The organism is Rasiella rasia (assembly GCF_011044175.1).
GTDB lineage: Bacteria > Bacteroidota > Bacteroidia > Flavobacteriales > Flavobacteriaceae > Marinirhabdus > Marinirhabdus rasia.
Genome location: NZ_CP049057.1, coordinates 123995 through 148993, shown reverse-complemented (window position 1 = coordinate 148993; position 24999 = coordinate 123995). Strand labels below are relative to the sequence as shown.

The following is a 24999-nucleotide window of genomic DNA, read 5'->3' as shown; positions in this document are numbered from 1 at the left end:
ATTTTAGTTTTTATAAAAGTACAAAACGGTTCAAATTAACGAACCTTTTTTCCATCTTTCCATACAACAGCTATGTTACTTATATTGTCAATATCTTGAATAGGGCTGGCATTTAATAAGAGCATGTCTGCTTTATAACCCTCTTTTATGCTCCCTGTTTTACCTAAGGGAAAATATTTAGCGGGTAAGGATGTTGCAGATTTTAAAACAACCAAGTTTGGAACTCCTGCTTTAGAGAGTAATTTAAGTTCTTTGTATAAATCAGTTCCATAATTAATACCTGCGTTCGGGGGGTCTGTACCAGCTAAAATATCGATACCAGCGTCATAGATCATCTTTACTTGCTGTTCTAATTGCTCATCAGATAACAGTTTTCCTTCTGGAGCAGATTTCCTTATCATAGGCAATACCAGCTGACTTGTTAAGAGTGTTGGCATAATAAAGCAATCTTTGTTTCTAGACCATGTTTTTAGTTGTTCTGTAGAAATTAACGTATCCCACCATACATGCACCAAGCCATCAGCACCATTTTCAAGTACTTTTTTTGCATCTTCAGCTTTAGAAATATGCACAACAGCTCTTTTGTCTTTAGCATGTGCAGCTGCTATGAGCGCGCCTACCGTTTCATGACTTAAGGTTTCCTTCCAGGGTTCAACAATAATTTTTATGTAATCTGCCCCCGCTGCTATGCGATCACTAATAAAGCCTTCTGCTTCTTCAGGTTTGATTAAGGTAGGTGTAGGAAAACCGTATTGAGTTCCATGTCCGCCAGGCGCTGTAGCCGCTGCTCCGGCAACAAAACAGCGAGCGTAGTTAGTAGAATCTTTTAACGACTTCATCATGCCTTGCGCCATTTCAACACCATGCATGTCTAGGACGTTTGTTACCCCTGCTTGTGCAGCTTCTGTTAACGCATCATTACTCCATGCATGTACATGACAGTTTGTGAGGGCGGGCATTAGAAATTTACCAGTACCATCTACGGTCGTTGCATCTGTTGTAATGGTTTTAGCAATTTCTGTAATAACTCCGTCTTCAACTAAAACTGAAATAGTATCGGTAACCGCTTCTCCATCGAAGACAGTTACATTGGTGATTACAAATTTTTGTGCAGATACCACCGAAACACATAGCAAGAGTAATAGTTTTAAAAGTGTTTTCATAGTTGAAAATTTCAGCATTAATTAAATTTTTCGAAATCACGTTCTTCGCGATCTATATACTCTTTAATTTTACGGTCTTCCCAGTTTTTAAGAAATTTCATCTTATGTCCAAAGACTTTTAGACCGTGAAAGAATAGTCCGATACCCCAGAAAAAAGGTGTTGTAAAGTGTCCCCAGTGCGGCATATGCATAGAAAAGAATCCATCGCTAAATAGGCCAAACGCTATAAGAAGTAGTATTAGATTTACAAATAAATATATGCTTAAGTGCACATAAAATCCTTTTATTTCTGCTACTTGCTTTTTAGCGCGCTCAAATTTTTCTTTGTCTGACGTATTCATCATGCTACTTAGTATTTTTTATCTTCGTTGTCCATGAATTCTTTCATTTTATTCTCCTCCCATTTCTTAAAGAATTTGAATTTATACTGAAAAGCATACAATCCATGTATTAGGAGCCCAATACCCCATAAAATTGCGGTACCATATACATTTAAATCTAACCATCTCTCGAAGTGTAAATCTTCAAATCCGTTTCCTTTAAAAAGATCAAACACATTGGCTTTAATAAGTAGTAATGCTATATTAATAATGAGGTAAGCTCGTAAATGCGCATAAAATTTCTTTATGTTTTCTACTCTTTTCAAGGCGCGTTCGTAGGGTGTGTTTTCTGGTGATTTCATACTAATTTCTTTAATTCCAATCTTGTTTTTCTTCCTCTTCTAGAAACTCTTTTAGTTTACGTTCTTCCCAATTTTTACCCATAAAAGGACTCCACTGAAACGCTTTTCCTGCTTGAAAAAGTAAGCCTATTCCCCAACCAAAAGCAGCCCATAAAAACCACATATAGCGCCATTCGTTCACATAGTAATTTAACGCACCCAGTAGGGTTATAAATATTGCGTACGATATCAAACTTGTGTAAAACTTCTTTATCTCTGCCACTCGTGCCTTAGCGCGAATGTATTTGTTCTGTTTTTCTGTATTATTGTTCATGGTAAGTTCTTTAAGGTTGATAGTCTTCTTCAATGTAAGGATGTTCTATAAATTGATTGACGTATCAGAATCCATAAATTCTTTCATTTTGCGTTCTTCCCAATTCTTGCCAAAAAAAGGATTCCATCCAAATGTTTCAGAGGCATGTCCAAAAACTCCGAAACCCCATCCTATAATTGGAAATACTGCCCACGGAAAATTACTCCCACCAAAATAATTAATGCTTATGAATATGGGAACAAAGATTAAATAGATGGTGAAGTGCGTATAAAATCCTTTAAGCTTTTCTACTTTTTCCTTAGCTTGTTGTAGTCTAAATTCTCTGTTGTTGTTTAGCGTTTCCATAATTTTTTTTTTAAATTATAGTGCTAAAGTAGCGCACTTTGGTTGCAAGATAAAAACAGAACTACCCAACTGTAAATTTTACAGTCTGAATTGTATTTTTTAGTCTTCCTTATTCATTAAGTCCCTAATTTTACGCTCCTCCCAGTCTTTATTAAATAGCGGATTCCAGTTAAAAACTTCAGATGCATGTCCTAAAACACCAAAGCCCCATCCTCCTATCGGAAAAGCTGCCCAGGGAAAATTAGTGTTAGACTGAAAGTTTAAGTAAATAAAGACAGGAATAAAGATTAGGTAAATTGTAAAATGAACATAAAACCCTTTTAACTTCTCTACATACTCCTTGGCACGTTCTAAACGTTTGTCTGAAATATAACTATCTTGACTCTTAGTAACCGTAGATATATTGGTAAGCATGGGTATAGAGACCCTAAACATTTCCTGATTTTTCTCTACCAATACAGGACGCTGCGTTAATAATCCAAATCGTTGGTATATATTTTGAAGCCCTACTCCGCTACTCTCCCGAAGCACCTTTTTAGGCTGTAAGTTATTTTCTATTACAAGATTTCCATTTTTTTCAAAGATGGTAATATGTAGTTTTTTTGAAGAGATTACCATGTTGTGTTTCACTGCATTTTCTAACAACAGTTGTAACGATAATGGTACCACCTTTGCCTCTGGATTGCTTACTTGCTCTGGGGCGGTAAAAACAATGCTGTCTTCAAAGCGCATCTTAATTAGCGTCATATATAGCCGGGCAAATTTAAGTTCTTCGGCAACTGTAACAAGTTCTTTATTTTTCTGCTCTAGTACGTATCTATAGACTTTAGAAAGTGAGGTTGTAAATCGTGTAGCGGCTTCTGGGTTTTCTTCAATTAAACTGGTTAGCACATTTAAACTATTAAACAAAAAATGCGGATCTAACTGGTTTTTAAGCGCATCGAACTGGGCCGACGCTGTTTTAGCAATAATTTTTTGCTGAGTTACCTGCGTTTCTTTTTTATGCTTGTAATAGTAAACACCGTAAAAAATAGTGGTAACCACCAACGATACAGAAAGACCCAGTATATATTGGTTAGGTGCTTGATTGGTTAAGAAACTTGAAATCGAAGCACCTTTCAGCACAACAAAAATAAACATGTTAATAAAGAACAAAGCAACAAGGGTGAGTCCTAATGCCCCAGCGTATGCAATTACCATAGGCCTAAGCTTAAACAGCGTAGTGCCATATTTCTTAATTATGTAATAAAAGAATGGCATGTTGGCCATATACAAAGGCACAGCGTACAGCTGGTTATAGCCAAAATCTCTCAATAAACTCTCTGTTGTAAATTTTAAGCTGCCCGTAAAATACTCGATGATAGATATCACCAAAAAAATAAGTGTACCTACAAAAAATGCTTTTGCTAATTCTTTTATAAAATGAACCATGTATTATTCACAATTATTTTCTTTCAATACCTGTGCTACTCTACTCTCACCGCCTTGCGGATAAAATTCTCCTTCTGGTGTAAAGTTAGCAAAAAGCGTGGCGGCACGTTTCAGATCTTTGCAGTAGGGTTCTGTAGGTTGACCAAACCATTTAGCACCACCTATCTCCCACTCTGCTTTCCCTAAGGCAACACGCGGATTCTCAGGTGCTATCTCAGCGGCCTTATTGTACAATTCCATGATTTTACCGCTGTATTTCATACCGTATTTTTGGCCGTCAAATACAACCCATGCAGTGAGTAACTGTGCTTCTAACACCATTATTTCAGGATTGTTTTTAGAGATCGCCTTGGCATCGTTCAAGAAATCTTGTGCTTTTTTTAATCGCGGGATTAGCTGCTCCTTATCCTTTTCAGAAAAACTCTGAAACACATTAATCTGCGACACATAAAATGGAGGTAACCAATTATCGGTCTCTGCTTGAGCAATACGCTCAAAGAGGTTTGCAGCTTCATCGCTTTTATCTGCTTTCCATAACTCAAACGCCTTACGCATTCCTGTTTCGTATTTGGTTTGTGCAGTGGCTCCTAAAGCCACAAAAGCAATAACAAGTGTAAGTATGTACTTCATGATTCTATAATTTTATTGATACTAGTTTTGTCTCGTTTTTTTTCAGTGTAAACTTGGCATCTTCCCATTTTGGCGGGCCAAACATACCAGTAGCGCCATTACTGCATCCGTAATCTTCTTTAGGCATAAATCCTAAATACATGTCAAAAACACCATCATCATCTTCATCGTGAAAGCAAGATACGGCATAAACTCCATCGGGCACATCAATAAAAGTAACTTTTGCAGTTTCATTAGCGATGGTGCTATCTGCAGATTTGTATTCTTTTTCTAACCATGTTCCTTGGCTGTCATATAAGCCTACTTTTACAGTGCCTTCGTTGCTGCTAAAGTTAGTCATGGTTACTTCTACCGTGTTTTGTGCTTGCAACATTACTCCTGTGAGTAGTAAAGCAAAATAATTTATTAGTGCGTTCATGAGGTGTGATTTTAAAGTTTCGGTAAATGTCTTCGGAAAATTTAGTTTTTGAAAAACCGAACTACCGAATTGTCATTTTTGGCGACTGAACTGTAACCAAAGCTTATTACAAATTATCTAACTGGTTATCGCTTCCGTCGTCACTTATGGTCCAGAAAAACCCTACGAAGAAAAATTGGTCTGCTGCTGGACGCAATTCCCGTCTGCTAAAATTTCCGTTGAAATCTGCCGTACTCGAATATTGATAGCCGTTCACGTTATTAAATCCAAAGACGTTGTTCACTGAGAAGTATAAAATTTTCTGCTGGCTAAGTAAATACGCCCAATTTAAACTCACACTATTAAAATCTTTTGTTTTTTCTTGTAGAAAACCAACAACATTAGGGTTGGTGTATGTGCGCCCACTGCCGTATTGGTAACTAAATCCTATCTGGCTCTTCCAGTCGTCTACCCAGTACTTTGCCACCACAGAAGCGTTGTGCGTATTGGCAAAAGAAGGCGTTGCCGTTGTGGGGAAATTTCTGTACTTACGTTCGGTATCTAGAAACGAATAGCTAATCCAATAATCTACATTTTTTATGCTTTCATTATCTCTCCAGAAAAAATCAATTCCCTGTGCATACCCATCGCCATTGTTGGTATACACACTATCAAAGCCTGCAAATTCTGTATTAAAAGTTACTAGATTACTGTACTGTTTTCTATACGCCTCTGCTCTAAAAATACGGTTATTGGCAACGTACTGATAATTTAAAATGTAATGCTGTGTTTGTTGTGCTTTTAAGTTTTGCTGAAATTTTAGCACATCCTGAAAAGGCTGTTGGTAGAAATCGCCGTAGGCTACAGACAGCTGACTGTTCTTCCCGGTTTTATAAGCAACCGAAGCCCTTGGAGAAACGGTGAACTGCTCAAACAACTGGCTATATTCGCCACGCACACCTAGTTTCATTGCAAACTTCTTTGAAAATATCAGATCGGTTTCTGCAAAAGCTGCACTCACGTTATTGTTGTAACCGTAATCTCCACTAAAAAATTCACTAGCTACGTCTTCGTTGAAATCGGTTAAAAATTGTTCTGCTCCAAAGTTTAATTTCACCCTATTACTAAAGCGTTTACGCAACTTAGCTTTAAGATGAAACGAATTTTCTCTATCCCTAATATCATTGCCTAACACGCCGATGTTAGAATGCGTATAGGTAAAACTTCCACCTGTTTCTAGCTTCCAGGTATCGCTTAGGTCGCCTCTATAGCTTGCGTTGGTATAAAAATTATTATTTTTTAATTTAAAATTCACCCCTTCTGGCACATTTATATCTTCTTGAGTTAGCTGAAAGTTTGTAGTATCGAAAGCAGCGTATAGTTTAAACAAGCCGTTTTTAAATTTATTTCTAAAAACAGTTTCTCCCGAAATACCCTCATAAGGTTTTTGCCAGTCGTTTCGGTCTGGAAAGGCCGCGATGTAGGGTGCAAGATTAATATAGGTAGCATTTACACTTAACGAGCGGTTTTCCCATTTCTGGGTGTTCCCTAAGGCAGCACCCACTGTCATGAGTCCGATTTCCGTTTTTTCCTGGTCTGGCTCGTCTATGGTGTTGAGTAACAAAACAGACGATAATGCCTGGCCGTACTCTGCAGAGTAGCCACCTGTAGAAAAGGTAATACCATCGAACAGAAACGGACTGTAACGCCCGCGTGTTGGGATGTTATTGGTTGTAGGTGTATAGGGTGAAAAAACACGTATACCATCAATAAAAATTTGTGTCTCGTTGGCGTCACCCCCACGTACAAACAATCGGCCATCTTCGGCAACCGTTGTGGTGCCTGGCAATGTTTGTAAAGCACCCACAAAGTCTCCCAAAGCGCTTGCGGTGGTCACTACATCGAGTGGTTTTAAAACAGATACTTTACTATTGTCGCTAGCCTCAAGGCTCCCTGCGCTTATTACAACGGTGTCTAGCGAGTTAACATCTTCGCGAAGGGTAAGTTTTAAGCCTTTTAACTGCGTTACATCTGCCGCCATCATAAAGGGCTCGTAGGTTACGTACGAAATAACCAGCGTTTGTATTCCAGTTTCCGAAGTAGTAAAAGAGAAGGTACCGTTTTCATCTGTAGAAGCCCCGTCGTAGGTACCTTCTAAATACACATTGGCTCCAAAAATGGGTGCACCATTTTTCTGAGTTACGGTGCCTGAAACTTCACTTTGCGCAAACGCTAACAATGGAAGCAGCAAGCATAGCGATAGTACGAAATAGAATTTTGATGACAAGATTGAAATTTTCATGTGGTTGATTTTAAATACAGGTCAAAAGTCATCTATGTAAAACTATTTTTCGAAAAAAAGGAACTCAATTGTAAGATTTAGGGGTTCAAATGTAAAATTGAATAAAGTTCTGCAAAAAGAGATAGAATATCCTTAATTATTGATAATTTACAATCAAATCTTTTCGAAATAACGGAAGTAAGTCGTAACAGCCCCACCGAGCAAACCATTATACTAAAAGAAAATAATACACCATGATTAAAAGTTATATAATTACAATACTAGTAGCCCTATGCGCTTGCACAGGCTTACAAGCACAGCTATTTGGACCACAAAATGTAGTGTATGAAAACATGGATACTATACTGTATGGTGTTCAGAGCGGCGATTTAGATACAGATGGCGACCCTGACATTATTTTTTTTACCACTGAAAACGTATTTTGGATAGAAAACATAGACGGCAATGGCACTTTTGCTAATGAACACATCTTAGATTCAAACGGAGTACAAACCTTTGCTCAAAGTCTAGTTGATTTAGATGACGACGGAAATCTCGACATTCTTGTAAGCTATTTTGAAGATGATAGGGTTGTTTGGTATAAAAATCTTGGCAATGGTACGTTTACAGGTTTACTTCTTATTGCAGGTAATCTAAATGACGCGGGCGGGGTGGTTACGGGCGATATTGACGACGATGGCGACCTGGATGTTGTACTAGGTGTGAGCAATGGCAACGGTTTATACTGGAAAGAACATCTGGACGGTAACGGTACCTTTGGGCCCATACAAACGATAGATGCAGGTATATCGCAGGCAAGAACCCAACGCTTGGGCGATATAGATGGCGATGGTGATCTGGATATAGTAACCAATGGTTTAGGCACCGAGCGTATGTCGTGGTTTGAAAACACCGATGGTTTGGGCAATTTTTCTGTACAACATGGTATAGAGACCAGTGGTTTATATGAAAATTTTTTTCAGATCGCAGATTTAGATGGTGATAACGATTTAGACTTAGTTTCTAGCAAAGACAAATCTGTTATTTGGAGAGAAAACACAGATGGGCTAGGTACCTTTGGCACTCCAAATGTGTTGTTTACAGACACCATAACACCACCTGGAATAGGTGGCTTTGTGAGTATTCATTTGGTAGATTTAGATAACGATGGTGATATAGACATCACCTACGACTCAGGCTTTGAGTATGGCAAGGTATATCATATAAACACAGATGGTACAGGTACCTTTGCTGCACCAGAATTTATAGACCCTCCCGTAGGTGGCACTACTGCCTACAATGTTCCGGTAGATATGGATAGCGATGGTGATATCGATTTGCTAAACAATTGTCTATTTCCCGATACAGACCTTAGAAACCAGTATTGGTACGAGAACACCACCATTTTAGGTACCCAAGGATTTTCCGTTAACCACGTAAAAATTACTCCAAATCCCGCAGGCACCCTAGTAGCTGTAAGCAGTGACGAGCCTATAAAAGAAGTTGGTTTCTATCAAATGTTTGGTGTATTAGTAAAAACAGTAGCAAAGGGGTTTCATGCCATAGATGTAACAAACCTCGCTAGCGGAGTATATCTGCTTAAAATAAAAACAGATACAGGTACCTCAGTAAAGAAAATGATAAAGAAATAACGGCTTTTTAGAGAACGTTAGTGTAGCATTAGTGACTCCTTAGGCTTGCTGTAGCAAAAGTATATGCGGTTTCTATATTTTGAGTATCTTTAAAACAAAGATATTTATCATGAAAAAACTATACATACTTATCCTTGCTACATTCGTATCGCTTACCTCCTTTAGTCAAGATACCTTTTCAATTATTGCCGTAGATCCTGTTACGGGTGAAATTGGCTCTGCTGGGGCTTCGTGTGTTACGGGCATAGGCTCTCAAGGCATTATAGATATTATCACAAAAATTCTTCCCGGGCGGGGTGGTGTAAATTCGCAGGCCTACGTATGCATTCCTAATACCAATTTAAACAACGCCATTGCCCAAATGGAGATGGGCGCGTCGCCTTCAGAAATAATCGATTATTTAATTGCCAACGACGCTTGTTCTTCCCCAGCTTTCGACCCAGAATGGAGACAATACGGTATAGCCGATTTTGACACTAATGGCGATCCGCGCACGGCAGGCTTCACAGGAAATCTTGCAGACGATTATAAAGAAGACCGCCAAGGTGCCACCTTTAGCATTCAAGGAAACATTTTATTAAACCAGACGGTTATAGATAATATGGAAAATAACTTCAACAGCACTACAGGTACGTTAGCCGACAAGCTCATGGCAGCCCTACAGGGCGCTAATTTTGCAGGAGCAGACTCTAGGTGCTTAGCAGCCGGAACCTCGTCTACAACGGCATATCTACTCGTCTACAAGCAAGATGACGACCCAAATGAGCCCTATTTACGGTTAAATGTAGGAGAACAAGCTTCAGGTATTGAACCTATAGATTTGCTACAAGATTTGTATGATGCGTTTCTCACGGTAGATGAAAACAGCCTTCAGAATAATATAGAATTATTCCCTAATCCAGCAACAACGATTGTAAACATTGTGCATGGTGCTTCTATTTCAGTAAAAAGTATGACGCTGTACGATATACAAGGAAAGCAGGTGTATGCTCAAACCAATGTTGATAAAAGCGCTATACAACATCAAATAGCTGTAAATCATCTCAAAAGCGGTGTTTATTTTATACAGCTTCATACAAACAAAGGTGATACAAGATTACAATTCGTAAAGAAATAACAACTATAACTACCAACATATAACAACCTAAACTACAATGACCACTGCAGCTAAAGTTGATGCATATATTGCAAAGCATGCTAAATGGAGCACGATACTTACCGAGCTTCGTAACATATTAAACACCACAGAACTAACCGAAGAAGTAAAATGGGGCGCCCCGGCCTACCTGCTAGATAAAAAAATTCTTATTGGTTTAGGAGCGTTTAAAAACCACATGGGTATTTGGTTTCACCAAGGTGTATTTCTGAAAGATAAAGCCAATAAATTAGTGAACGCTCAAGAAGAAAAAACAAAAGCACTTAGGCAGTGGCGTTTTGTTGAAGGAGACCAAGTAGAGCCCAAGCTTGTTTTGCAATACGTAAAAGAAGCTATTGAAAACAGTAAAGCTGGCAAAGAAATAAAGCCTGTAAAAGCTAAAAAAACAGTGCCAATCTCTCCCGACCTAAAAACAGCTTTCAAAGAGAACGCCCCATTTAAAAAGGCGTTTGACGCACTAACAGCTGGCAAACAACGTGAATATATAGCGCATATCGCTAGCGCTAAACGTGAAGCTACTAGGCTGAGTAGAATAGAAAAGATTATTCCAATGATTTTAGAAGGCAAAGGGTTGCATGATAAATATAAAAATTGCTAAGTGGAGAAACCAATGTTTAAGCGCTACACGCGCAGGCAATTTAATTACTACTTCAGGAGAGCACTATACATCTTATTTGCGTGGGTGCTCATCTCTAACTTATTATTTTTCTATGAGTTTTTAACGCTGTATAGCAATGGGGTTCTCGATTCTGATTACGATTTTAAACAGGCTTTTACAGCTAATTTAATCGTTGCGCTTTCTGCGGGAATTATTGGGGGCACGGTAACCGTAAACCTCATGGATCGATGGTTGCGTAACAACGCATTCTGGAAGGCATTACTTTATATAATTGCCACTTACGTTCTTGCTGCGCTTGTGGTAAGCACCTTTGGAGCTTTGTATTATTACAGCGAAGAATTAGGACTGCCGTTTTACGATGCCACCGTTTTAGAAGCATTTAAAGAGTTTTTTGGCACATGGGTGTTTTTAAAGAATTTTGTAGTCTGGTTATTTATTGTAATCGGTACCCTTATTGTGCTTATGGTGAATGAAAAATACGGTCCTGGTGTTTTCCCAGATTATCTCTTAGGTCGTTACTTTAGACCAAAGCGCGAGCGCCGTATCTTTATGTTTGCCGATATTAAAAATGCTACTGGTATTGCTGAAAGTTTAGGTCCTAAGCACTATTTTAATTTTCTGAAAGACTTCTTTAACGACGTTGCACCAGCCATTGTGCAATCACGTGGCGAAGTGTACCAATACGTTGGTGATGAAATTGTAATCTCGTGGAAAATGAAGCACGGCCTTAAAAGTGGAAATACCATACGGTGTTATTACAATATGAAACGTATGTTGATGTTCAGAAAGAAGCGCTATATGGATACGTATGGTTTCTTTCCTGAGTTTAAAGTAGGTATTCACTGCGGAAATGTTATGGTAGGCGAGATTGGTAAGATAAAAAGAGAAATTGCTTTTTCTGGTGATGTGCTTAATACCACTTCCCGAATTCAGGAGCAATGTAAAGTGTTTAATGTTGATATTTTAGCCTCCGAAGAATTTGCAGATTTAGCCTATAGCTTACCGAAAGGTATTGTAAAAAAAGACCTTGGTGATGAAACACTGCGTGGCAAAACCGAAGAGACAGGTATCGTTACCTATATAATGGAGTAATTCGGTATTATTTTTGTGTTTACTACAGTGTTGTCACGAGCTTTATAACCTATGTAGTGCGGGTCACAACAACATGAACAGTAAAGATTTCAAAGAAAAGTAGTATTAATTCATAAATTCAGAAATATGAAAACAGACACATACACCAAAGTAATTTTAACCATTATTGCAGTTTGTCTTACCATAAATGTTGTGAAGGATGTAAACTTAATCCCTACTGCGCAAGCTTCTGAAACTGCAACATCTCCAGAAACCACCACAGAATACCGCTTGGTGCCTATTTCAGAAAGTAACACTATGGATGTTCGTATTGTAGATATTAATACCTACGATGAGCTCAACGTAAATGTAAAAAGCATAGATAGTTATGACGAAATGAAGGTAAATATTAAAAGTATAGACACTTCAGACGAATTAGACGTAAATATCGATGAAATTGGAGGCACTTACGTTTCAAGTGGCGGCCCCATTAAAGTAAAAATTGACTAAGTTTTTTTGAAAGGTCTAATTATTAACCGTGCGGCACGGTCGTAATTAATGTAACTGTAGGTCCAATTAAAAAAAGTTATCACACGGTTTCTAAAGCCTACCAAAAACCAAAGGTGTATAAACATCCAGATAAACCATGCAAAGGCGCCGCCAAAATGCAGATTTTTAATGTCAACCACTGCTTTGTTTCGCCCAATGGTTGCCATACTACCTTTATCTAGATAAGAAAACGGCTTCATGTCTTTGCCTTTAAATAAACGTTTTAGGTTTTTTCCTAGCTGCTTTCCCTGTTGTATTGCGGGCTGCGCTACTTGCGGATGCCCCTTCGGAAAAGCGTCGGTTTCCATAAGTGCTACATCTCCTAGCGCAAAAACGTTTTTAAATCCGTGCACCGTATTAAACACATCAACTTTATACCTATTTGGTCTATCTAGTAGTGCTTCACCATGAATTCCATTAATTGGATTACCTGTAACACCCGCTGCCCAGATTAACGTTTCGGAAGCGAAGGTTTTACCGTTTTTTGTAGTCGCCGTTGTGCCATCATAACTTTCAACAATGGTATTTAAGTGAATTTGTACTCCTAGTCGCTCTAGATATGCTTTCGATTTTTTAGAGGCGTAAGCGCTCATCGGGGCAAGCACCCGGTCTGCACCTTCTAATAAATGTACTTGCATTTCTTTTTCATCTAACTCTGGATAATCTACCCCTAAAATTCCTTTTCTAAATTCGGCTAGTGCTCCTGCAAGCTCAACACCTGTAGGCCCTGCCCCAACAATTACAAAATTGAGCAGTCGTTTGCGTTTGTCCAGATCTGAAGTAATATCTGCTGCTTCAATATTTTGAAGCATTAGACTTCTAATATTAAGAGCTTGAGGCACGCTTTTCATTGGCATGCTATTCTTTTGAATCTGATCATTTCCGAAGAAATTTGTACGCGTACCCGTAGCAATAACTAAATAATTGTACGAAATAGTACCAATAGACGTAGTAAGCTCGTTCTTTTCTGGGTTTACAGAAGTAACATCACCCAATCTAAAATGAAAGTCGGCATGTTTTCTAAATACTTTACGAAGCGGATACGCTATAGAATCTGGTTCTAGTCCTGCCGTGGAAACTTGATATAAAAGGGGTTGAAAGGTGTGGTAATTATTTCGGTCAAAAAGAACGATTTGAACTTCCTCTTTACGAAGCTGCTTAATCACAGAAATACCAGCAAAACCACCGCCTACGATAACGATTCTAGGTTTTGAAGTCTTTGGAATATTCATACTATCAATTGAAATACAAAGATACAATATGACTAAAAGTTTTACTTTAAATTTGTGATTATTGTAACAAAAAGAATACCCCACCCACTAATGATTTAACTAGCACACAACCATTGGATAAAAAACTTGAACATAGTTTTGTAACACAACTGGAAGAGAACCAGAATATCGTACATAAGATTTGTCGTCTTTACACGAATGATTCTGACTCACATAATGATCTTTTTCAGGAGATTACGATACAGCTCTGGAAGGCATTTCCAAAGTTTAGGGGTGACTCAAAGTTTAGTACATGGATGTATAGAGTTGCGTTAAATACAGCAATAACACTGTATAGAAAGTCGAAACGAAGAGTACAAACACAGGATTTTGAAGGTGTAAGTTTTAAGATTAAAGCCGAAGACTATGACGACACCGTAGAACAGCAATTAAAATTAATGTACAGCGCCGTAAAGGATTTAAACGATATAGATAAGGCCCTAGTTTTTCTATATTTAGAAGACAAAAATTATAGGGAAATTTCACAAACCTTGGGTATTACAGAAGTAAACGCCCGTGTTAAGATGAATAGAATAAAAGAAAAATTACGAAAAATACTTAATCCGTAATCATATGGATGTTTTAGATACTTTAAAAAAAGAATGGCAGAATAAGGAACAGAAGTTTCCGAAGCTGTCGTACAACGACATATATAGCATGTTGCTGAAAAAATCTTCTTCTATGGTGAAGTGGATTTTTATTATTAGTATTTGTGAATTATTGCTTTGGATATTGATATCTATTTTTCTTTTTCCCGAATCTAGCAAACAATTTACAGAAGCTATGGGCTTAAAGACCTTTATGCTTATCTCTTCGACCGTAAGTTATGTAGTTGTCGCCATCTTTATCTATTTATTTTATCGAAATTATAAAACCATACAAGTTACCTCTACCGTAAAACAACTAATGGAGAGTATTTTAAAGACTCGAAAAACGGTTCGTTATTTTGTTTATTTTAATATTGGTATTTCGGCATTGGGATTAATTGCCATGAATATATACCTATATTTTAATCAGGAGCAATTGGCAAATGTGTTGTCATCTACCCAAGAGTACGGAGCCATTCCTGCGGAAAATTTAACTCATGTATTTTTTATCGCGCAACTCATTGTAGGTACAATATTTATTGGCTTACTTATGCTTTTCTATTACCTAATCTACGGACTCATGTTGCGCAGATTGAAGCACAACTACCGCGAACTTAAGAAGATAGAATTGTAGTTGAATAGCACCTTAAAGAGTTATTTGCAGTTTAGGCCTAAATGTGCCCTAGCGCATGAATCATAAATTTAATAGCGCCATTGACGCTCTTTGTTGAGTTCTTCTTCGCTTAAGATTTCTTCTTTAGGAATTACCTTTAAAAATGAAGGATGCTGTTCTATGGCAAACTCAAGCTTCTCTACAATTTGGTCTATTGTTTCATTTTCGAAGTCAATGTCGAGTGGCTTTTTAATCTCCATAGATTGTAAAATACCACGTTTCTTAATACGAATGCCTTTTTTATCGAATGAACGTCTAAAGCCATCTATAACAATGGGTACTACTAGCGGCTTATTTCGTTTAATGATATGCGCTGTACCACGCCTAATAGGTTTCCAAGGTTTGGTGGTACCTTGAGGAAAAGTAATTACCCAACCATCATCTAACGCTTTTTTGATGTTACTTACATCGCTCATTTTTACCTGTCTGTTCACATCCTGTCCTTCGGCACGCCAAGTACGTTCTATACTCACAGAACCTGCATAGGCTAAAATTTTAGGTAGTAACCCAGATTGCATAGTTTCTTTGGCAGCTACAAAATAAAGGTTAAGCTTAGGGTTCCATAAGTAACCAATATTCTTTATGTTGTCTTCACGACCGCTCAAACTAGCATTAAACACATGAAACATTGCCACAACATCGGCAAAATAGGTTTGGTGATTAGAAACAAAAAGCACGTTGCTTTCGGGAAGATTTTTTAAAATTTCACTTCCGTCTATTTCAAGTTTATTAAATCCTTTGAACCGTCTATGTGTAAGGGCTCCAAGTATACGTATGAGCCACCGTTTCAGGAAAAGTATATGTCCAAATGGATTCTTTTTAAAAAGCCCCATATTACAATATTCAATTTTTAATAATGGTATGCACTAATCGCGCAAAACCGAACCGCTAAGATACTAAATTATGCTAGGATAGCAGCTGTTTTAGCATTTCGCGCACTTCATTGAGCATCATGGCAGTAGCACCCCACACCACGTGTCCTTGCAACAAAAACGCAGGTACTTGAATACGTTCTGCATACGATGTGGCTAAAATTTCAGTAGTACGTGCACCATCAACTAAAAATTCTTGAAGCGGTACTTCAAGAATTGCTTCTACTTCTTCTTCCTGAGCAACAAAATCTGGATACTTGGTGGTAACGCCTAGATATGGTTGCACAAAAAAGTTGCTGGGGGGTATATAAATTTCTGTCAGTTCTTTTAGTACAGAAACTTCGTTTGCAGGCATCCCAACCTCTTCTTCTGCCTCACGTAAAGCGGTTTCTTTATAATTTAAATCGCCTTCCTCCCATTTGCCACCAGGAAAACCAATTTGTGCAGAGTGTACTCCTTTATAGGTCTTTCTTAAAATTAGCACAAAGTGTGTTTCATTGGTTAAAGAAGGGTAAAATAGAACGAGTACAGCTGCTTTTTTGGCAGAATTCTTTTCTCGCGCAAGTTTTTTTAGCTCTAGCAATCGTTCTATGGGTGCCATTTTAAGATGAAACTGCTCGCCGGGCAATTCCATTTTTTCTATTTTTACAATCCTTTCGTTAAATTCTGAAAAATCCATTTATGAGAGTACTATTGGCTTTGGGAATATTAGTATGCTTTGTTTCGAGTTGTGAAGATACCAAAAAGACTTCCGTAGAAAAAACAAAAACTACGTCAGTTATAGATGAAACTACAACTAGTACTAATGATTCTTCTAGTCAGGAAATTTCCGAAGTAACGCTACCAGAATATCCAAAAATTACAGAAGAAAATGTGGTTGAATTTCTAACTCAATACGGACAAGAAAATCCGGAAACAGAAGTGAAGATTACCACACGTTTAGGTACCATTTACATGTCGCTTTATGAAGACACCCCTTTACACCGTGCCAATTTTATATACTTGGTGAAAAGCGGCTATTTTAGTGACACCTTCTTTCATAGAACAGTGCCTAAATTTATAATCCAAGGGGGTAATAGCGATTTACCATCTACCAACAAGAAACGTGCAGATATAGGTGCAACATATCTCCTACCTGCCGAGATTAATGGTAGAAATCATAGCTATGGAAGTGTCTCTGGTGCAAAAGAATACCGTGAAAATCCGGATAAAAAAACGATGCCTTTCGAGTTTTTTATCTTTCTAGGACCTCAAACATCTACAAAACATTTAAATGGTAATTACACGGTGTTTGGTAAAATCACCAAAGGAATGAGTGTTGTTGAAAAAATAGCTGTTTTAGAAACAGATGAGGGTGAATGGCCTTTACAGAATGTATATATTACTGCCGAAATCGTCAAATAATTTGTAGCATCTTCAACTTTCCGCATCTTGCTTGCCGTAGATACTAGGTAATGACCAGTTAAATGTAACGGCAAATAATCTAATGGTAATGACTACAGAACCAGCGATAATAATGATGAAGTTAGATGAAAGGCTTGTTTTGAGTAATAAAAAGTAAACCGCACCTCCCACAATACAAGCTGTAGCATAAATGTTCTTTCTAAATATCACCGGAATTTCATTACACAGAATATCTCTAATAACACCACCAAAACACGCAGACATGGTTCCTAGCGCAATACAAATAAGTGGTGGGAAATCTGCGGCAATTCCTTTTTGAACCCCAACCACTGTGTACAGTGCAATTCCAATAGTATCGAAAAGAAATAAGGAACGCCGTACATACCCTAATTTTTTCCGAAAGATAATTGCTAAAATAGTTGCGCCTATAATCACATAAACGAAGGTTAAGTCACGCATCCAAGCCACATTGGCATCTATTAGTACATCGCGTAATGTACCGCCTCCAACAGAGGTTACAAAAGCAATAATGAAAATACCGAAGAAATCCATTCGTTTTTTCATTGCCGTAAGCGCACCCGATACAGCAAACGCAATAGTGCCCAGTATGTCAATAACGAGAAATAGATCGATTGGTGGCGGAGAAACGAAAGATAAAATCACATGTTTTGAGTATAGAAGTTATAGTCTTTTATCACTTTGTCTACAAAGGCAATAGGTGTTTCTTCTGGGGTCACTTCCATAACCGTAGAAAGGCGTTGGGTAAGTTTTAGAATGACGTTGTGATTGCTATTGTATTTTGCGTCCCAAAAAAGACTTTTTATGGTTGACATTTCGGCATCGGTAAAAACCGTGACTTGTGGATATTTAGCTACATAGTCTTCAGGAATATCCATGACGAGGGTTTGCGCCAACCCTATTACTTTCTTCTCAGTTATTACCGTAGTTGCGGCGGCAATATCTCCTAAACGCTGCCCTTTCCCGTTCAACAAAACGGTAACAAGTGCTAATGCGCCACTTGTTACTCCTATGTCTATGATACGTAACAACCATCTAATAAAATAATTAGAAAATGCAGGTTTGCTTCCGTCAAGTTTTACGACGCGTAATTTCATTAATGCTTTTCCGGGGCTTCTTCCATTCCAGAAAGTTTCCCATAATAAACTATAGCAAAAAATAGGCAAGCCTACAGTCATGTATACTAAGAAAACGAAATCGTCATCCAATCCTAACGCCCCTAATGCAATAGAAACCAGAATGATATACAAGAATATAATTGCATAGTCTATAATGAATGCTAATACCCGTTCACCAACCCCACCTACATTTTGAGCTATGTTAACATTTTGGGCTGTTTCTATTTGAAAATTATCCATTAAATCTGTTACTTTGAAAAAAACCTTGCTACGTATGCGCGAAGCCGCTTTTGCGAAACAAAATAAAGATAAATGGTTAAGATTTGAAAGTGTTCTACGGAATAATATTCAAGTCCCACCAGACGAATTGAGCGCATTGTACGTAGAAGTCACAGATCACCTTAGTTTTGCCCAAACATTTTACCCCAAAAGTAACACCTTGCGATATCTAAATGGGCTCTCTGTGCTGGCGCATCAAAAAATTTATAAGACGAAGCGAGAATCGCGCAAACGTTTTATTACTTTTTTCACGCAAGAATTTCCTCTGTTCTTTTCACAATACCACAAACAGCTGCTCATTGCGTTTGTTACATTTGCCATCTTTACGATTGTTGGTGCATACTCTGCCGCTACAGACGGCGATTTTGTGCGCCTTATACTGGGTGATGGGTATGTAAACATGACGCTAGAGAATATTGAAGATGGTGACCCCATGCGGGTGTACAAGGAGATGAATGAGCTCAACATGTCGTTGGGTATTACCATCAATAATATTAGAGTAGCCCTCATGGCCTTTGCGTTTGGTCTATTTTTGTCTTTAGGTACATTATTTATATTAATGCGCAACGCTATCATGCTAGGTTCTTTTCAATACTTCTTTTATGATCAAGGATTGTTTTGGGAAAGTGCTAGAACAATCTGGATTCATGGAACAATAGAAATATCAGTCATTATTATTGCAGGCTGTGCCGGATTGGTTTTAGGTAATAGTATTTTATTTCCAGGCACCTACTCTCGTGTGCAATCGTTTGTTCGTGGTGCAAAAGATGGCGTTAAAATACTTATTAGTACCATTCCATTTTTCATTATTGCTGGTTTTTTAGAGGGTTTTGTAACCCGTCATACCGAAATGCCCGATTGGCTCGCAATAATAATTATAGGAGGGTCTTTGGCGCTCATATTATTTTATTATGTCTTCTATCCATTACATTTAAAAAGAAAACTAAAACAAAAGCTTGCAGAAAGTAACAAGAACCAAATTCTGTAGACCAACTTAATACCGTAATCCAACATTATGCACGAACCTATTGTATTTAAAAAACAACGCGAACTTGGAGCCATTCTTGGCGATACTTTTAAGTTTATTAGGCTACAATGGAAACCTCTATTTAGCCTTGTTTTTAGGATTGCAGGCCCAGCATTGGTAATTTTAGTTATCGCGTATGTTTTTTACATGCAAACCATGTTTGGTTCTATTGGTGCCGTAGAGGCTAATCCGTTGTTTTATACCAGCGGACAGTTTGGCGCATCGCTTATCATTGCGCTTGTGCTAATTATTATTTCTGGAATTCTATATTACGGTCTCATGTATGGCACTGTAATGTATGCGATAAAATCGTATATAAATTCTGGTGGAATCATAGACAAAAAAGAGGTGATTTCTGAAGTTAAAAAGAACTTCTGGGGACTTATGGGTGTTAGTTTCCTTACAATGATTATCACCGTCTTTGGTTTTGTGTTTTGTGTACTTCCTGGTATTTATTTTGGTGTTGTTTTAGCATCTACTTACGCTATTTATGTTTTTGAAAAGCGATCTGTTACAGATGCTATTAGCTATAGTTTTCAGCTTATTAAAAATGAATGGTGGATTACTTTTGCCACGCTTTTGGTAACTGTTATTTTGTATTATATCATCATGATGATTGCTCAAATACCCCAATACATTTACTTTTTTATAAAAATGTTTACAGTAGCAAATACTTTAGGTGGCGACCCAAGCGCAATGTTCGATTGGGGATATATAGCCCTTAACGCCTTTGCTATGATTGTGCAATACCTGTTATATATCATTATTGTAATCGCAACTGGTTTTATCTATTTCAACTTAAATGAAAAGAAAAATTTTACCGGAACCATAGAAACCATAGAAAGTATAGGACAACGTGAATAACTTGGATAAAGATATGGCATTGGCAAAACCCCAAATGTTTAGGAAATCAATTCAATGAAAAAACCGTTATGTACTTTAAATTCAACGCTGTGGGATGGTAAATTATACTCTAGACTTTCAAAATTTAATACCCTACTAATTTATACTCTTTATTCTCGTTGAAAAAGTTCATCTTCATACTACTTATTTTTTTCTCTGCGGAAATTTCCGTGGCGCAAGATAGTATTCCTGCTATTGAAGAAACCGTAATACAATACGACAGTACCAGTCAAAAAACTCCGCTAAGCTTAGATAAAGAAACCCTCGAGGAGTATAAAAATGATAGTGATTTTAATTATAAACCCACGCAAGAAGCAGACAACTGGTGGACTCAATTCTTAGATTGGATAAGCAATATTTGGAGTAAGTTTTGGAGGTGGGTCGGAAATATTTGGCGCTCTTTCTGGAATCTCTTTATAGATGATGCCGAAAATAGCACACTATGGGCGTTTGTTATAAACGTACTCCCCTACCTCATTCTATTAACTCTAATTGCATTTGTTGTTTGGCTCTTCTTTAAGTTAAACCCTGGTGCAAAACTCCTACACTCAAAAACAAAGCCCGACATCTTTTTTTCTGAAGATGAAGAAATCATTAGGACGCGAGATATTAAAAAGCTTATTGAAAAAGCGCTGGATAAAAAACAATACCGATTGGCGGTTCGCTATTACTACCTCCTAATATTGAAGCAGCTTACCGAAGCAGAATTAATAGATTATGAATTTGATAAAACAAATAGCGATTATTTTACTGAAATAACTTCAGAAGCTATAAATACTGGATTTAGAAAGGCCACCGTCCTGTACGACTATATCTGGTACGGCAACTTTACGGTAACCGAAGAAGATTTCCGCAAAGCCCAACGTACGTTTAATGCATTAGAAAAAAGCATTCCTAAAGGACTATGACAAAACTCCAAAAAATAGTGTTCTTTTCAATGCTGCTTCTTGTGGCTCTTTTGGTGTATGCAGAAGCTACCAAAAGACAGCCCATTAGTTGGTTTCCTAGTTATAGTAGGGTAGATAAAATTCCGCTGGGCACCTACGTCTTGCACGATTTACTCAGTGAAAAGTTAGAAGATAATTTTATTGAACAGCATCGGCCACCCTATGAAGTGCTGGCAGACACCACTTTAGAAGGCACTTATTTCTTTGTTAATAACTACCTCGGCTTTGATACTGTTGAGTTAGAAGAGCTTTTAACTTGGACCGAAAGAGGTAATACGTTGTTTCTATCTTCCAATAGTTTTGCGGTAAAACTACTCGATACGCTTTCCTTAGACATGACTACAGAGTACCACATAAATAATTTAGGTACTGAGCCACTGTTAGCATTGGTAAATGAAAATTTAAAAGCAAAGCAACCGTATCATATAGAACGTAGCCTTACCATAAGACCGTTTATGTTCGCAGACACCTTATCACAAACTGTCTTAGGAGTAACAGAATCTTACTTAGACAGTCTAGTAAATTCAGAGCCTAAGCCCAATTTTATTAAAACTTCGTTTGGCAAGGGTACAGTTTATTTACACAGCCAACCTGAAGTTTTTACAAACTATTTCATCTTAGAAAAAGATAACGTTAACTACACTGAAGGTGTTCTAGCTTACATCAACACAGACAAACCATTGTATTGGGACAGCCATTATAAATCTGGAAAGCCAATACAAACATCGCCTTTGCACATTCTACTTAACAACAAATACTTGCGTTGGGCCTATTACATGATGTTAATTGGAGCACTTCTTTTTGTGTTGTTTGAAGGAAAACGTAAGCAAAGAAAAATTGCGGTGGTTGCACCTCCATCTAACAAAACATTTGAGTATACTAGAACTATTGCAGGTATGTACTGGGACCAGAAAGATTATGGTGCCATTGCAAACAAACAAATTGCGTTGTTTTTAGAGTTTATTAGAACCCGTTTACGCATTCCTACAGAAACAATGAACAGCCGATTTATGAAAACGGTTGCTGCAAGAAGCGGAAATACCGAAGAAGATACCAAAGCGTTGTTTACTTTTATACAGCAAATTCAAGCGCTTGAACAAATAACACCCGAAACGCTATTTAAGTTACATACAAAAATTACTACCTATAAACAGAAGACAGATGGAAAATCCTGAAGAAAACCCAGTACCACAGCAACAGTCTGAAGACTTGCAATTTAATAATCGTATCCCACTAGAAGAATTAAAAGTAGCGGTAAACGAAATAAAGAGCCAATTAGGAAAGGTAATTATTGGGCAAGAAGATTTTATAGAACTGCTTATAGTTGGCCTTTTAGCCAATGGGCATGTTTTAATTGAAGGAGTACCAGGTATCGCCAAAACTATAACAGCCAAACTATTTGCCAAGACGTTAAAAACAGATTTTAGTCGTATTCAGTTTACGCCAGATCTTATGCCTAGTGACGTGTTGGGTACTTCAATCTTAAATATGAAATCGTCTGCTTTCGAATTTAAGAAGGGACCTATTTTTAGTAATGTTGTACTTATTGACGAAATTAACCGTGCGCCAGCCAAAACCCAAGCAGCACTGTTTGAGGTAATGGAAGAACGACAAATAACCATGGATGGCGAAAAATACGTCATGGACTACCCGTTTATGGTGCTCGCTACACAAAACCCGGTCGAACAAGAAGGTACCTACGCCCTACCCGAAGCACAGCTAGACCGTTTTATTTTTAAAATTAAAGTTGGATATCCAAAACTAGAGGAAGAAGTAACCATACTAAAAACGCATCACGATAGAAAGTTAGGTGTGGCGCAAGATGCAATTGAAGGGGTACTTTCTTCCGAAGATCTTAAAAAATTTCGCGGACAGGTACAGGAGATTCTAATAGAAGACAAAATATTTAATTATATCGCCCAAGTAGTAGATAAAACACGTAATCATCCGCATTTGTACCTAGGTGGTTCGCCTAGAGCCTCATTGGCAATTATGAATGCATCTAAGGCGTTTGCAGCTATTAACGGACGTGATTTTGTCACTCCAGACGATGTAAAGCGCGGACTTGCACCCGTACTACGTCATCGTATTATACTATCTCCAGAACGTGAAATGGAAGGTATGACCCCAGAAACAGTTATTGATATGATAGCACAAAGTATTGAAATACCTCGTTAATGATTAAATTCTTTAAATCACTTTACCTAACACCGCGATTTTTTTATGTCGTGGCTGCGATAGTTGTACTGTTCTTACTTTCGTACGGCTGGAATGGTTTGTATGGTATTACGTGGTTAGTGGTTTTAGGAATTTGTGTACTCATGCTGTTTGAAGTTGCCATGCTGTACAGTCGTGCGGGACTTTCTGCTAAAAGAATACTTCCAGAAAAATTTTCAAATAGCGATAATAATGAAGTTTTAATACAACTAGATAACAGCTATGCCTTTAGTATTAAAGTAGGCATTGTAGATGAACTACCGGTACAATTCCAGAAAAGAGATTTTTTTAAGGTAATTAATCTACAAGGAAAGCAGCGTAACACCTTTATGTATATGGCGCGTCCTGTTGAGCGTGGTGAGTATGTCTTCGGAAACTTAAACCTATTTGTTACTTCGGTTATTGGGTTGCTACGTAAGCGATACACGTTTAGTAACGAGCAAATGGTGAAGGTATATCCTTCGTTTATACAGATGAAGAAATACGACTTTCTTGCAATAGACAACAGGCTATCACATATTGGTCTTAAAAAGATAAGAAAGATTGGCCATACAATGGAGTTTGAGCAAATTAAAGAATATGTGGTGGGCGATGATGTTAGAACTGTTAATTGGAAGGCATCGGCAAAGCATGCCCGGTTGATGGTGAATCAATTTCAGGACGAAAAAATGCAACCGGTTTACAGTATTATAGATACCAGTCGTGTTATGAAAATGCCTTTTAACGAGCTGAAATTAGTAGATTATGCCATAAACAGTACGCTAGCATTTAGCAACATAGCCCTTAAAAAGAACGACAAGGTGGGCCTGATAGATTTTAGCAATACCATTGGTAACTTTCTTCCTGCTCAGGCTAAAAAAACATATCTCAACAACATTTTAGATACACTCTACAATATAGACTCTAAGTTTTTAGATTCAGACATTGGCATGTTACAGGCGCTTGTGCGTCGCCGAATTACACATAGAAGTCTACTACTACTGTATACAAACTTTGAACATATTTCTTCGCTACATAGGCAACTTCCATATTTACAAGCTATTGCCAAAAAACACGTGTTAGTAGTAATTTTCTTTGAAAATACCGAATTGCGAAAGTTAAGCGACGCGCAACCAGAGAATTTAGCCGATATTTTTGACAAAACCATTGCGCAACAATTTCAATTCGATAAAAAGTTAATGGTACGCGAATTACAACAGCGCGGTATTCAAACGGTATTGACTGCACCCGAAGATCTCACCGTAAATACCATTAATAAATATCTAGAAATTAAGGCAAGAGGGTTGCTATAAGCTAGCTGAAAGATTAATTATTACAATTCAAGTCGTATTTATGACAGTTGGGTGAAGTAGTTTATGCTAAACAGGTAATTATTTTCACTTTTGAAGTGTACA

The 24999-nt window shown here is 37.7% G+C and carries 28 protein-coding genes; 14 read left to right on the top strand and 14 right to left on the bottom strand.

From position 1 onward, the window contains the following. Positions 1–35: 35 nt before the first annotated feature. From G5B37_RS00735 to G5B37_RS00695, 9 genes are all read right to left on the bottom strand, one after another. Complete coding sequence (locus G5B37_RS00735; protein ID WP_164678138.1) at positions 36–1163, bottom strand: amidohydrolase family protein; 1128 nt, start codon at positions 1161–1163, stop codon at positions 36–38. A gap of 17 nt (positions 1164–1180) precedes the next feature. Further along, the gene (locus tag G5B37_RS00730; RefSeq protein WP_263649820.1) at positions 1181–1507 is read right to left on the bottom strand and encodes a 2TM domain-containing protein; all 327 of its coding nucleotides are present in this window, start codon (positions 1505–1507) and stop codon (positions 1181–1183) included. A 5-nt stretch (positions 1508–1512) separates the two neighbouring features. Next, positions 1513–1845: a 2TM domain-containing protein gene (locus tag G5B37_RS00725; RefSeq protein ID WP_164678137.1), complete on the bottom strand. Its 333-nt coding sequence runs from the start codon at positions 1843–1845 to the stop codon at positions 1513–1515. 10 nt (positions 1846–1855) lie between these two features. Continuing rightward, positions 1856–2191, bottom strand: a complete 336-nt coding sequence (locus tag G5B37_RS00720; protein ID WP_318527358.1) for a 2TM domain-containing protein — start codon at positions 2189–2191, stop codon at positions 1856–1858. 12 nt (positions 2192–2203) lie between these two features. Then, the gene (locus G5B37_RS00715) at positions 2204–2503 is read right to left on the bottom strand and encodes a 2TM domain-containing protein (RefSeq protein ID WP_164678136.1); all 300 of its coding nucleotides are present in this window, start codon (positions 2501–2503) and stop codon (positions 2204–2206) included. Positions 2504–2602: 99 nt separating this feature from the next. Further along, a complete protein-coding gene (locus tag G5B37_RS00710) occupies positions 2603–3934 on the bottom strand; it encodes a histidine kinase (protein ID WP_164678135.1) in 1332 nt (443 codons plus the stop codon). Positions 3935–3937: 3 nt separating this feature from the next. Continuing rightward, complete coding sequence (locus G5B37_RS00705; RefSeq protein ID WP_164678134.1) at positions 3938–4564, bottom strand: hypothetical protein; 627 nt, start codon at positions 4562–4564, stop codon at positions 3938–3940. A 4-nt stretch (positions 4565–4568) separates the two neighbouring features. Next, positions 4569–4982 (bottom strand): DUF2141 domain-containing protein, encoded by a 414-nt coding sequence (locus tag G5B37_RS00700; protein ID WP_164678133.1) that lies wholly within the window; start codon positions 4980–4982, stop codon positions 4569–4571. Between the two features lie 106 nt (positions 4983–5088). Next, the gene (locus G5B37_RS00695) at positions 5089–7263 is read right to left on the bottom strand and encodes a TonB-dependent receptor (RefSeq protein ID WP_164678132.1); all 2175 of its coding nucleotides are present in this window, start codon (positions 7261–7263) and stop codon (positions 5089–5091) included. A 233-nt stretch (positions 7264–7496) separates the two neighbouring features. Here G5B37_RS00695 and G5B37_RS00690 point away from each other — a divergent pair, with 233 nt between their 5' ends. The 5 genes from G5B37_RS00690 (at position 7497) to G5B37_RS00670 (ending at position 12250) form a co-directional block, all read left to right on the top strand. Beyond that, on the top strand, positions 7497–8894 hold the full coding sequence (locus G5B37_RS00690; RefSeq protein ID WP_164678131.1) for a T9SS type A sorting domain-containing protein: 1398 nt from the start codon (positions 7497–7499) through the stop codon (positions 8892–8894). A gap of 109 nt (positions 8895–9003) precedes the next feature. Next, the gene (locus G5B37_RS00685) at positions 9004–10011 is read left to right on the top strand and encodes a DUF1028 domain-containing protein (RefSeq protein WP_164678130.1); all 1008 of its coding nucleotides are present in this window, start codon (positions 9004–9006) and stop codon (positions 10009–10011) included. A gap of 37 nt (positions 10012–10048) precedes the next feature. Then, positions 10049–10648, top strand: coding sequence for a YdeI/OmpD-associated family protein (locus G5B37_RS00680; protein ID WP_164678129.1), 600 nt, complete (start codon positions 10049–10051; stop codon positions 10646–10648). A 12-nt stretch (positions 10649–10660) separates the two neighbouring features. Beyond that, positions 10661–11761 (top strand): adenylate/guanylate cyclase domain-containing protein, encoded by a 1101-nt coding sequence (locus tag G5B37_RS00675; RefSeq protein WP_164678128.1) that lies wholly within the window; start codon positions 10661–10663, stop codon positions 11759–11761. 126 nt (positions 11762–11887) lie between these two features. Further along, entirely contained in the window at positions 11888–12250 is a 363-nt protein-coding gene (locus tag G5B37_RS00670; RefSeq protein ID WP_164678127.1) for a hypothetical protein, read from the top strand. Here G5B37_RS00670 and G5B37_RS00665 read toward each other — a convergent pair. Next, on the bottom strand, positions 12247–13521 hold the full coding sequence (locus tag G5B37_RS00665) for an NAD(P)/FAD-dependent oxidoreductase (protein WP_164678126.1): 1275 nt from the start codon (positions 13519–13521) through the stop codon (positions 12247–12249). The genes G5B37_RS00670 and G5B37_RS00665 overlap by 4 nt on opposite strands. A 113-nt stretch (positions 13522–13634) precedes the next feature. Between G5B37_RS00665 and G5B37_RS00660 the strand changes: the two genes are divergently transcribed. After that, complete coding sequence (locus G5B37_RS00660) at positions 13635–14129, top strand: RNA polymerase sigma factor (RefSeq protein WP_164678125.1); 495 nt, start codon at positions 13635–13637, stop codon at positions 14127–14129. 4 nt (positions 14130–14133) lie between these two features. Next, positions 14134–14781, top strand: a complete 648-nt coding sequence (locus tag G5B37_RS00655; protein ID WP_164678124.1) for a hypothetical protein — start codon at positions 14134–14136, stop codon at positions 14779–14781. A gap of 68 nt (positions 14782–14849) precedes the next feature. On the opposite strand, the gene G5B37_RS00650 is transcribed toward G5B37_RS00655, so the two are convergent. Both G5B37_RS00650 and G5B37_RS00645 read right to left on the bottom strand, forming a co-directional pair. After that, positions 14850–15653, bottom strand: coding sequence for a lysophospholipid acyltransferase family protein (locus tag G5B37_RS00650; protein ID WP_164678123.1), 804 nt, complete (start codon positions 15651–15653; stop codon positions 14850–14852). A 73-nt stretch (positions 15654–15726) separates the two neighbouring features. Further along, complete coding sequence (locus tag G5B37_RS00645; RefSeq protein WP_164678122.1) at positions 15727–16371, bottom strand: NUDIX hydrolase; 645 nt, start codon at positions 16369–16371, stop codon at positions 15727–15729. Positions 16372–16373: 2 nt separating this feature from the next. On the opposite strand from G5B37_RS00645, the gene G5B37_RS00640 reads away from it, so the two are divergent. After that, positions 16374–17096: a peptidylprolyl isomerase gene (locus G5B37_RS00640; protein WP_164678121.1), complete on the top strand. Its 723-nt coding sequence runs from the start codon at positions 16374–16376 to the stop codon at positions 17094–17096. 12 nt (positions 17097–17108) lie between these two features. Here the strand turns inward: G5B37_RS00640 and G5B37_RS00635 are convergent, their stop codons facing one another. Then, entirely contained in the window at positions 17109–17729 is a 621-nt protein-coding gene (locus G5B37_RS00635) for a trimeric intracellular cation channel family protein (RefSeq protein ID WP_164680851.1), read from the bottom strand. 26 nt (positions 17730–17755) lie between these two features. Then, positions 17756–18472 (bottom strand): RDD family protein, encoded by a 717-nt coding sequence (locus tag G5B37_RS00630; RefSeq protein ID WP_164678120.1) that lies wholly within the window; start codon positions 18470–18472, stop codon positions 17756–17758. A gap of 34 nt (positions 18473–18506) precedes the next feature. On the opposite strand from G5B37_RS00630, the gene G5B37_RS00625 reads away from it, so the two are divergent. The 6 genes from G5B37_RS00625 (at position 18507) to G5B37_RS00600 (ending at position 24897) form a co-directional block, all read left to right on the top strand. After that, entirely contained in the window at positions 18507–19499 is a 993-nt protein-coding gene (locus G5B37_RS00625) for a stage II sporulation protein M (protein ID WP_164680850.1), read from the top strand. Positions 19500–19526: 27 nt separating this feature from the next. Continuing rightward, the gene (locus G5B37_RS00620; protein ID WP_164678119.1) at positions 19527–20402 is read left to right on the top strand and encodes a hypothetical protein; all 876 of its coding nucleotides are present in this window, start codon (positions 19527–19529) and stop codon (positions 20400–20402) included. Positions 20403–20560: 158 nt separating this feature from the next. Further along, positions 20561–21349: a DUF4129 domain-containing protein gene (locus tag G5B37_RS00615; protein WP_164678118.1), complete on the top strand. Its 789-nt coding sequence runs from the start codon at positions 20561–20563 to the stop codon at positions 21347–21349. Further along, positions 21346–22563 (top strand): DUF4350 domain-containing protein, encoded by a 1218-nt coding sequence (locus G5B37_RS00610; RefSeq protein ID WP_164678117.1) that lies wholly within the window; start codon positions 21346–21348, stop codon positions 22561–22563. The genes G5B37_RS00615 and G5B37_RS00610 overlap by 4 nt, the downstream gene beginning before the upstream one ends. After that, positions 22550–23566 carry an AAA family ATPase gene (locus G5B37_RS00605; protein ID WP_164678116.1) on the top strand — a complete coding sequence of 339 codons (1017 nt, stop codon included), beginning with the start codon at positions 22550–22552 and terminating at the stop codon, positions 23564–23566. Before G5B37_RS00610 ends, G5B37_RS00605 begins: the two co-directional genes overlap by 14 nt. Next, positions 23566–24897, top strand: coding sequence for a DUF58 domain-containing protein (locus tag G5B37_RS00600; RefSeq protein WP_164678115.1), 1332 nt, complete (start codon positions 23566–23568; stop codon positions 24895–24897). Before G5B37_RS00605 ends, G5B37_RS00600 begins: the two co-directional genes overlap by 1 nt. The last annotated feature ends 102 nt before the right edge of the window (positions 24898–24999 follow it).

Bases quoted from the DNA above. Each gene is read 5' to 3' on its own strand.
- G5B37_RS00630 (WP_164678120.1), bottom strand. From the start codon at position 18,472: ATGGATAATTTTCAAATAGAAACAGCCCAAAATGTTAACATAGCTCAA.
- G5B37_RS00695 (WP_164678132.1), bottom strand. From the start codon at position 7,263: ATGAAAATTTCAATCTTGTCATCAAAATTCTATTTCGTACTATCGCTA.
- G5B37_RS00640 (WP_164678121.1), top strand. From the start codon at position 16,374: ATGAGAGTACTATTGGCTTTGGGAATATTAGTATGCTTTGTTTCGAGT.
- G5B37_RS00605 (WP_164678116.1), top strand. From the start codon at position 22,550: ATGGAAAATCCTGAAGAAAACCCAGTACCACAGCAACAGTCTGAAGAC.
- G5B37_RS00650 (WP_164678123.1), bottom strand. From the start codon at position 15,653: ATGGGGCTTTTTAAAAAGAATCCATTTGGACATATACTTTTCCTGAAA.
- G5B37_RS00685 (WP_164678130.1), top strand. From the start codon at position 9,004: ATGAAAAAACTATACATACTTATCCTTGCTACATTCGTATCGCTTACC.
- G5B37_RS00730 (WP_263649820.1), bottom strand. From the start codon at position 1,507: ATGATGAATACGTCAGACAAAGAAAAATTTGAGCGCGCTAAAAAGCAA.
- G5B37_RS00715 (WP_164678136.1), bottom strand. From the start codon at position 2,503: ATGGAAACGCTAAACAACAACAGAGAATTTAGACTACAACAAGCTAAG.
- G5B37_RS00600 (WP_164678115.1), top strand. From the start codon at position 23,566: ATGATTAAATTCTTTAAATCACTTTACCTAACACCGCGATTTTTTTAT.
- G5B37_RS00645 (WP_164678122.1), bottom strand. From the start codon at position 16,371: ATGGATTTTTCAGAATTTAACGAAAGGATTGTAAAAATAGAAAAAATG.
- G5B37_RS00700 (WP_164678133.1), bottom strand. From the start codon at position 4,982: ATGAACGCACTAATAAATTATTTTGCTTTACTACTCACAGGAGTAATG.
- G5B37_RS00675 (WP_164678128.1), top strand. From the start codon at position 10,661: ATGTTTAAGCGCTACACGCGCAGGCAATTTAATTACTACTTCAGGAGA.
- G5B37_RS00625 (WP_164680850.1), top strand. From the start codon at position 18,507: ATGCGCGAAGCCGCTTTTGCGAAACAAAATAAAGATAAATGGTTAAGA.
- G5B37_RS00710 (WP_164678135.1), bottom strand. From the start codon at position 3,934: ATGGTTCATTTTATAAAAGAATTAGCAAAAGCATTTTTTGTAGGTACA.
- G5B37_RS00705 (WP_164678134.1), bottom strand. From the start codon at position 4,564: ATGAAGTACATACTTACACTTGTTATTGCTTTTGTGGCTTTAGGAGCC.
- G5B37_RS00690 (WP_164678131.1), top strand. From the start codon at position 7,497: ATGATTAAAAGTTATATAATTACAATACTAGTAGCCCTATGCGCTTGC.
- G5B37_RS00680 (WP_164678129.1), top strand. From the start codon at position 10,049: ATGACCACTGCAGCTAAAGTTGATGCATATATTGCAAAGCATGCTAAA.
- G5B37_RS00670 (WP_164678127.1), top strand. From the start codon at position 11,888: ATGAAAACAGACACATACACCAAAGTAATTTTAACCATTATTGCAGTT.
- G5B37_RS00725 (WP_164678137.1), bottom strand. From the start codon at position 1,845: ATGAAATCACCAGAAAACACACCCTACGAACGCGCCTTGAAAAGAGTA.
- G5B37_RS00655 (WP_164678124.1), top strand. From the start codon at position 14,134: ATGGATGTTTTAGATACTTTAAAAAAAGAATGGCAGAATAAGGAACAG.
- G5B37_RS00665 (WP_164678126.1), bottom strand. From the start codon at position 13,521: ATGAATATTCCAAAGACTTCAAAACCTAGAATCGTTATCGTAGGCGGT.
- G5B37_RS00735 (WP_164678138.1), bottom strand. From the start codon at position 1,163: ATGAAAACACTTTTAAAACTATTACTCTTGCTATGTGTTTCGGTGGTA.
- G5B37_RS00610 (WP_164678117.1), top strand. From the start codon at position 21,346: ATGACAAAACTCCAAAAAATAGTGTTCTTTTCAATGCTGCTTCTTGTG.
- G5B37_RS00620 (WP_164678119.1), top strand. From the start codon at position 19,527: ATGCACGAACCTATTGTATTTAAAAAACAACGCGAACTTGGAGCCATT.